General features: G+C 71.6%; 7 protein-coding genes. 2 read left to right on the plus strand and 5 right to left on the minus strand.

Going from position 1 to position 7,693, the window contains the following annotated elements; genetic code table 11:
• Positions 1-1,849, minus strand: a 1,849-nt coding sequence (locus tag AB0M52_RS26915; protein ID WP_363959173.1) for a nitrate- and nitrite sensing domain-containing protein, incomplete at its 3' end; no start/stop codon positions are given.
• A gap of 460 nt (positions 1,850-2,309) precedes the next feature.
• Here AB0M52_RS26915 and AB0M52_RS26920 point away from each other — a divergent pair.
• On the plus strand, positions 2,310-2,648 hold the full coding sequence (locus AB0M52_RS26920) for a hypothetical protein (protein WP_363959176.1): 339 nt from the start codon (positions 2,310-2,312) through the stop codon (positions 2,646-2,648).
• A 39-nt stretch (positions 2,649-2,687) separates the two neighbouring features.
• On the opposite strand, the gene AB0M52_RS26925 is transcribed toward AB0M52_RS26920, so the two are convergent.
• Positions 2,688-3,767, minus strand: coding sequence for an adenosine deaminase (locus tag AB0M52_RS26925; RefSeq protein WP_363959179.1), 1,080 nt, complete (start codon positions 3,765-3,767; stop codon positions 2,688-2,690).
• 113 nt (positions 3,768-3,880) lie between these two features.
• Here AB0M52_RS26925 and AB0M52_RS26930 point away from each other — a divergent pair, with 113 nt between their 5' ends.
• Entirely contained in the window at positions 3,881-4,726 is an 846-nt protein-coding gene (locus AB0M52_RS26930) for a putative RNA methyltransferase (RefSeq protein ID WP_363959181.1), read from the plus strand.
• Here AB0M52_RS26930 and AB0M52_RS26935 read toward each other — a convergent pair whose 3' ends face one another.
• The 3 genes from AB0M52_RS26935 to AB0M52_RS26945 form a co-directional block, all read right to left on the minus strand.
• Positions 4,727-5,407: a DUF4272 domain-containing protein gene (locus AB0M52_RS26935; RefSeq protein WP_363959184.1), complete on the minus strand. Its 681-nt coding sequence runs from the start codon at positions 5,405-5,407 to the stop codon at positions 4,727-4,729.
• A 108-nt stretch (positions 5,408-5,515) separates the two neighbouring features.
• Positions 5,516-6,796 (minus strand): thymidine phosphorylase, encoded by a 1,281-nt coding sequence (locus tag AB0M52_RS26940; protein WP_363959187.1) that lies wholly within the window; start codon positions 6,794-6,796, stop codon positions 5,516-5,518.
• Between the two features lie 96 nt (positions 6,797-6,892).
• A complete protein-coding gene (locus AB0M52_RS26945) occupies positions 6,893-7,600 on the minus strand; it encodes a cytidine deaminase (protein ID WP_363959190.1) in 708 nt (235 codons plus the stop codon).
• Positions 7,601-7,693: the final 93 nt, after the last annotated feature.

A 7,693-nucleotide genomic window follows, 5' to 3' on the forward strand; every position in this document is an offset into this window, starting at 1 on the left:
GCGGCGTGGCCAGCCGCTCGTTGAGATCAGCCAACTGCTCGCCGCTGATGCCGATGCCGCGGTCCTCGACGTACAGCGAGGCGCGGTCGCCGACCCGGCGGGCCTCGACCATCACCTGCGAGTCGGGCGGCGAGAACGCGGTGGCGTTGTCGAACAGCTCGGCCACGAGGTGGACCAGGTCGTTCACCGCGTGCGCGGCGACCTCGATGTCCCGGTCGATCACCCCAAACTCGATCCGGGTGTAGTGCTCGACCTCGGACTGGGCGGCCCGCAGCACGTCGATCAGCGCGGCCGGCTCCCGCTGCACGCGGGTCGAGTCGGCACCGGCGAGGACCAGGAGGTTCTCGTCGTTGCGGCGCATCCGGGTGGCGAGGTGGTCCAGCTGGAACAGCTCGGCGAGCCGGTCCGGGTCCTCCTCACCACGCTCCAGCCGGTCGAGGTGACCGATCAACCGGTCGACCAGGATCTGGGACCGGCGGGCCAGGTTGACGAACATGGTCGCGACGGACGCCCGCAGCGCGGCCTGCTCGGCGGCGGTGCGGACCGCCTCCAGGTGGACCGCGTTGAACGCCTCGGTCACCTGGCCGAACTCGTCCTTGCTGCGCACCGGCAGCGGCTCGGCGATCTGGTTGGCCAGCTGCACCGGGGAGAGCTGCCCGGTCACCTGCGGGTCACGCAGCCTGGCCACCGCCTGGGGCAGCCCGTACTGGGCGATGGAGAGCGCACCCTGGCGAAGCTCGCGCAGGGAGCGGGCCATCGAGCGGGCCACCAGGTACGCCAGGAAGATGGCCAGCAGCAGCATGGTCAGCAGCAGGCCGGTCTCCAGGAACACCTGGCGCTGCACATCGGAGCGAAGCTCGCCGGCCTGGGCCGTCACGTCGGAGTCGAACTTCGACTCGACCGTCCGGATCAGCTTGCCGTTGGCGACCAGCGCCGCGTCCCACTGGTCGGGGGTGAAGGAGATGCTGGCGAGATTCGGGCTGATGTCGGCGGTGACCTGATTGATGTAGAGGGTCGCCTGCCGGCGGTCGCCGCCGCTGATGGTCTGGGAGTGGAAATCCGTCTCCGCCTCGGTGGCGACCGCGTTGAAGCTCTGCTGCGCCTGCTGCTGGCCGGTCTCGCTGGAGACGTAGTCCCACCGCAGGGTCGAGCTCATGCCGCCCTGGATCAGGGCGCGATGCACCACCGCCCGGCGGACGGAGAGCCACTCCTTCTCGCGGGCCACGGCGGCCGCCGCCCGCATCCGGTCGCTCAGGTCGTTGTCACCGGCGAGCTGGCTGGCCGAATCCCGGAGATCGAGCAGCTGATTGATCAACTCGTCGTAGGACTGCACCGCGTCGGTGATCTTGTACTTGCCGTTGAGCACCTGGCTGCGGGTACCCGGCAGGTCGGTCAGGCGCCCGTCGATCTGGGTCAGCAACCCCGCGAGGCTGGAGGGCAGGCCGCTCAACTCGACCCGCTGCTGCGAGTACGGGCCCTTGGCCCGGTCCACCCCGGCCAAAACTTCGGTGTAGAGGGCGGAGTACTTCTTCTTCGCGTCCGACTCGGGCTTGCCCGCCTGCTGCGGGGGCACGCCGAGGAGCAGCACCGCCGCGGTCCGCTCGTCCTGCAGGCCGTCCACCAGCGCACCGGAGTAGCCGATGAGTTCGGCGAGGTCACCGGCCCGGTTGGCGTCGTTGAGCGACTCCAGGTGGTCGACCAGACCACTGGTACCCACGACGACCGTCGCGATGGTCGGCACGATCAAGATGAGACCGAGCTTGGACCAGATCGGCATGTCGCGAAGCCGACCGGCCGGCCGGCGCAGACGCGACAGGAAGGAACCTGCCGTCTTCGGCCGTTTGCTCACGTCACCGCCCTCGTGATTGCAGCGTCCGCGTTGCCCCCGGACAACGCCCAGCAGCCGACCCGGCGGGTCGGACCATCCGAGATTCCATCACGCCGCCCCGGAAAGAGAAAGCCCAGGCTGGCCCCAGCCGGAGGTGTGATGAGATGTTGATGCAATTTGATCGCGGTCCGTCTGTCCGGAGTCACTGAAGGTAATGAAAACCCCGCACCGAGTCGTCCTTATTGCCGGCCCTTCCGGCTCCGGAAAGTCGTACATAGCGCAGCAAACCGGGCTGCCCGTACTCTGCTTGGACGATTTCTACAAGGACGGCGATGACCCATCGTTACCGCGACGGAACGGTCAGATCGACTGGGAGTCGCCCGATTCGTGGGACGCCGAAGCAGCGGTCGAGGTCATTGCCCAGTTGGCCCGCCACGGCCGGGCAGAGGTGCCGGTCTATGCGATCAACGAGGACCGTCGGGTGTCCACTCGGCTGTTCAAGCTGGCCGATTCGCCACTATTCGTAGCCGAAGGGATATTCGCCGCCGAGATTGTCGGGGAGTGCGGTCGACGCGGCCTGCTCGCCGGGGCGTACGCACTGCGCCGGCCGCGCAGCGCGACCTTCGTCCGCCGACTCGCACGGGACCTCGCCGAGCAGCGCAAGGGGCCGCGGGTGCTGGTGCGCCGCGGCGTGGCGCTGCTACGGGCCGAGCCGGCGGTGCTGCGTCGGCAGACCGGCCTGGGGGCGGAGGCGGCACGCGGCCGGGACGTCCTGCGCCGGGTGGCCCGACTGCTCGCCGGTCACCCGCCCGTCCGCTGAACCCACCCCGGCCGACCGTCGGGTGCGGCCGGGCCGCCGTCAGGCCAGCAGCTTCGCGTACGCCGGCTTGATCACTTCGTCGATGATCCGCAGCCGCTCATCGAACGGGATGAACGCGCTCTTCATCGCGTTGATGGTGAACCACTGCACCTCACGCCACCCGTAGCCGAACGCGTCGGAGAGCAGGGCCATCTCGCGGGACACCGAGGTGCCGCTCATCAGCCGGTTGTCGGTGTTGACCGTGACCCGGAAACGCAGGTCGCGCAGCAGGCCGATGGGGTGCTCGGCGATCGACGCGGCGGCGCCGGTCTGCACGTTCGACGACGGGCAGAGCTCCAACGGGATCCGCTTGTCCCGCACGTACGCGGCCAGCCGGCCGAGCGTCGGCTCGGGCCCGGGGGTGATGTCGTCGACGATGCGTACGCCGTGGCCGAGGCGATCGGCCCCGCACCACTGGATCGCCTGCCAGATGGACGGCAGCCCGAACGCCTCACCGGCGTGAATGGTGAAGTGGAAGTTCTCCCGCTGGAGGTACTCGAAGGCGTCCAGGTGGCGGGTGGGCGGGAAGCCCGCCTCGGCACCGGCGATGTCGAAGCCCACCACGCCGTGGTCACGGTGCCGCACGGCCAGCTCGGCGATCTCCTGCGACCGGGCCGCGTGCCGCATCGCGGTGAGCAGCGTGCCGACCCGAATCGGCGTACCGGCCTCGGCGGCGAGCGCGCTGCCCTCGACGAAGCCGGCCAGCACCGCCTCGACCACCTCGTCGAGGGTCAGGTCCCGCTCCAGGTGCTGCTCCGGGGCGAACCGCACCTCGGCGTAGACGACCCCGTCGGCAGCCAGGTCCTGGGCGCACTCGCGGGCCACCCGGCGCAGCGCGCTGGCGGTCTGCATCACGGCGACCGTGTGCGCGAACGTCTCCAGGTAACGCTCCAGCGAGCCCGAATCGGCCGCCGCCACGAACCAGCGACCCAGCGCCTCCGGGTCGGTGGCGGGCAGTTCGTGACCGACCTCGGCGGCCAGCTCGACGATCGTCGCGGGCCGCAGGCCGCCGTCCAGGTGGTCATGCAGCAGCGCCTTCGGCGCCCTGACGATGTCCTCGTACCGGATGCTCGGGCTCATGCTCAGACCCTAGTCCGCTGCGGTCCGGGCACCAGCTGTGGACCCGTCCACCGCGAGCCGCGTCACCGCTGGACGCCGCACTAGACTCGGGTCGTGACCGAGCGGCAGCCGTGATGGACCCTTGCGTCGTCGGCCGGCTGCGCTGCCCCGTCTGCGGTGAGCCGCTGACCGAGGTGTCCACCGGTGCCTCCCACGCGCTGCGGTGCCCGCGCCGGCACAGCTTCGACGTCGCCCGGCACGGCTACGTCAACCTGCTTGCCGGTCGCGCCCCGCACGGCGGGGACACTGCCGAGATGGTCGCCGCCCGGGCGGACTTCCTGGCCGCCGGCCACTACGACCTCATCTCCGCCGCCCTCGCCGATGCGGCGGGCGGAATCGGTGACACGTACCCACTGGTGGTGGATGCCGGTGCAGGCACCGGCCGGCACCTCGCGGCGGTGCTGGCGGCGCTGCCGGAGGCAGCCGGTCTGGCCCTGGACGTGTCCAAGCCCGCACTGCGCCGCGCGGCGCGGGCCCACCCGCGCGTCACCGCGGCGCTGGCCGACACCTGGCAGCGGCTGCCGGTGGCGGACGCCGCCGCGACGGTGCTGCTGAACGTCTTCGCGCCCCGCAACGGGGCCGAATTCCGCCGGATTCTCGACCCGGCGGGGCGGCTGCTGGTGGTGATCCCGGCCGCCGACCACCTGACCGAGTTGGTCGACGCGCTCGGACTGCTGCGCGTCGACCCGGCCAAGGCGGACCGGGTCACGGGCAGCCTGGGCGGGCACTTCACCGAGGAGTCGGCCGCGGTGCACCGGCGGGAGCTGACACTGGCCGGTACGGAGGTAGCGACCCTGGTGGGCATGGGCCCGAGTGCCTGGCACACCGACCCGGCCGGGCTGGCCGCCCGGATCACCGCGCTGGGCGAGCCGGTCCGGGTAACCGTGGCCGTCCGCCTCGGCGTCTACCGCCCGAAGTAGTCAGGTGGAGAGGTCGACCTCTTCCCAACCGGGCGGCTCGTCATGGTACGGCCCACGCAGGATCACCGCCCACTCCAGCGCCCACCGGCGCTGCCCGATCGCGTTGGCGTCCACCAGGCCGGGCAACGTCCGGCCGGCCCGGTCCACCTCCAGGTACGCCCAGTCCAGGCAGTAGTGCAGGTCGAGCAGGGCCGCCGCATCCGCCGGGTGCTGCGGCGCGGCCAGGATCCGGGAACGCCACTGCCGGAACGTCTCACCCTCGGCGATGTTCGGCAGGCGCTCCACCAGCCGCTCGTCCACCGGCATCGTGGGGTCGAGCTGCTTGGTCAGGCCGAGCGCCCAGGCCAGTGAGAACAGCGCGTCGTGGTGCAGCACGAAGGAGCGGTGGTCGCCCTTCGCCCCGGTGACGAACTGGAACTCCGGCGGGGTGACCATCTCGACCAGGTGCGAGGCGAGCAGCCAGCTCATCGCCGCCTGCGGCGGCATGCCGAAGCAGCGGGCCAGGATCAGATGCAGCACCGCGATCCGGGCCTCGATCTCCGCCGTCGGCCGCAGCTCGATCTCGTCGCCGGGCTCCCAGACCAGCGGAAACTGCGGTGGCGGCAGCGGCAGCCGCAGCCGGGACAACTCGTCCAGGCTCGCCTCACGCACCTCCCGGGGGTCGGGGGCAGGAACGATCACGGCAACATCCCTGTCTGCTCACGACGTCTCAGCGCCGACTGTCCCCCCTGGCCAGCGAGAATAGCGGCCCGAATGGTCCGGCACCATGGGGTCGGGCAACAGGTTCGCTCATTCGACGCGTTCGATCACCAGCGACGCCGGGACCGGCGGCCGCGCGGCGACGGTCACGGCCCGAGCCGCCTCCGCCAGCGCCGCCGGAATCGCCTCGGCCCGCTCGGCCCGCAGTTCGTAGAGGGGTTCCCCGGCCTTCACCGGGTCGCCGGGACGCTTGTGCAGCACCACGCCGGCCGGCACGCTGACCGGATCCTCCTTGCGGGCCCGCCCCGCGCCGAGCCGCCACGCGGCCACTCCGATGGCGTACGCGTCGACCGCCGCGACGTACCCGTCCATCTCGGCACGCACCACCTCGACCTCGTCCGCCTCGGGCATCGACGCGTCCGGGTCACCGCCCTGCGCCCGGATCATCGACCGCCAGGCGTCCATGGCCCGCCCATCGCGCAGCGCGGCGGCGGGATCGGCATCCGGCAGCCCGGCCGCGTCCAGCATCTCCCGAGCCAGCGCCAGGGTCAGCTCCACCACGTCGGCGGGGCCACCGCCGGCCAGCACCTCGACCGACTCGGTGACCTCGACCCCGTTGCCGATGGCCCGGCCGAGCGGAGTCGACATGTCGGTGAGCAGGGCGACCGTCTTCACCCCGTGCGCGCCGCCCAGCTCCACCATGGTCCGGGCCAGCTCGCGGGCGTCGTCGACCGACTTCATGAACGCGCCGGTACCGACCTTCACGTCGAGCACCAGCGCGCCGGTGCCCTCGGCGATCTTCTTGCTCATGATCGAGCTGGCGATAAGCGGGATCGCCTCGACCGTGCCGGTGACGTCGCGCAGCGCGTACAGCTTGCGGTCCGCCGGGGCCAGCCCGGACCCGGCCGCGCAGATCACCGCGCCGATGTCGCGCAGCTGGGCGGTGAACTCCGCGTTGCTCAGCGCGGCCCGCCAGCCCGGGATCGACTCCAGCTTGTCCAGCGTGCCGCCGGTGTGCCCGAGCCCGCGTCCGGACAGCTGCGGCACCGCCGCGCCGCAGGCGGCCACCAGCGGGGTGAGCGGCAGGGTGATCTTGTCACCGACCCCACCGGTCGAGTGCTTGTCGACGGTCGGCCGGGCCACGGCGGAGAGGTCGAGCCGCTCGCCGCTGGCGATCATGGCGGCCGTCCACCGGGCGATCTCCGGGCCGGTCATCCCGTTCAGCAGGATCGCCATGGCCAGCGCCGCCATCTGTTCGTCGGCCACCACTCCACGGGTGTACGCGTCCACCACCCAGTCGATCTGCGCGTCGGACAGCACCCCCCCGTCCCGCTTCGCCCGAATAACATCAACCGCAGTGAAAGCACTCATCAGAAGATCTTCCTAGTCGTCCGACACGACCCACACCCGGGCCGCATCCCCACCGATCGCCCGCGCCGCCGAAACTGGCCTGATGGCCGGAGAGCGTCACCCCGCCCAGCGAACCGGTATCTCCATCGGCGGCTCACCCTCACCGGCCCAGAAGATGGTGCCGGACGCGTCCACCACCACGACCCGGGGCGTACGGGCCAACCCCCAGGTGATCGCCTCGGCCGGGTCGTCCCAGCTCGGCCCCTCCTCCAGCACCCCGGTCTCGGCGCCCACGTCGTCCCCTGCCGAGCGCTCCCAGTAGGCCGTCCAGACCTGCTGTCCGGCCGACAGGTCGGGGTGCACGAAGACGGTGCCCCGCCCGCGCCAGGCGGCCAGCCGGTCGGGCACCACCGGCACCGGCCGCTCGCCGGTAACCGCCTCCAGGTCGGCCACGTCGAAGGCGTGCGGCAGCAGCTCGGCCATCCGCAGCGGGCCGCCCTTGGCCTCGATCAGGCACTCCGGCCCGCCCTGCTCCCAAAGCAGTTGCCGGCAGCGCCCGCACGGCATCAGCGGCTCACCGGTGGCGTCGACGCAGGACAGCGCGACGATCCGGCCCCCGCCGGTGGCGTGCAGCGAGGAGACCACTCCGCACTCGGCGCAGAGCACCACGCCGTACGCGGCGTTCTCGACGTTGCAGCCGACCACCACCCGGCCGTCGTCGACCAGCGCCGCCGCCCCCACCGGGAACTTCGAGTACGGCACGTACGCGTGCCGCATCACCTCGGTGGCCGCGGCCCGCAGCCGCTCCCAGTCGATCTCACTCATCCCGACATTCTGCCGTAGACAGCTGACCAGCTCAGACGCGGCGTCATGAACGACAGTGGTGGGGGGGGAGCTAACCCCCCCTCCGCCCCCCCC

The organism is Micromonospora sp. NPDC051296, assembly GCF_040682255.1.
GTDB lineage: Bacteria > Actinomycetota > Actinomycetes > Mycobacteriales > Micromonosporaceae > Micromonospora > Micromonospora craterilacus.

What these genes read in the sequence shown, in the direction of transcription:
- AB0M52_RS26925 (WP_363959179.1), bottom strand. Translation starts at nt 3,767, where the DNA reads ATGAGCCCGAGCATCCGGTACGAGGACATCGTCAGGGCGCCGAAGGCG.
- AB0M52_RS26930 (WP_363959181.1), top strand. Translation starts at nt 3,881, where the DNA reads ATGGACCCTTGCGTCGTCGGCCGGCTGCGCTGCCCCGTCTGCGGTGAG.
- AB0M52_RS26940 (WP_363959187.1), bottom strand. Translation starts at nt 6,796, where the DNA reads ATGAGTGCTTTCACTGCGGTTGATGTTATTCGGGCGAAGCGGGACGGG.
- AB0M52_RS26945 (WP_363959190.1), bottom strand. Translation starts at nt 7,600, where the DNA reads ATGAGTGAGATCGACTGGGAGCGGCTGCGGGCCGCGGCCACCGAGGTG.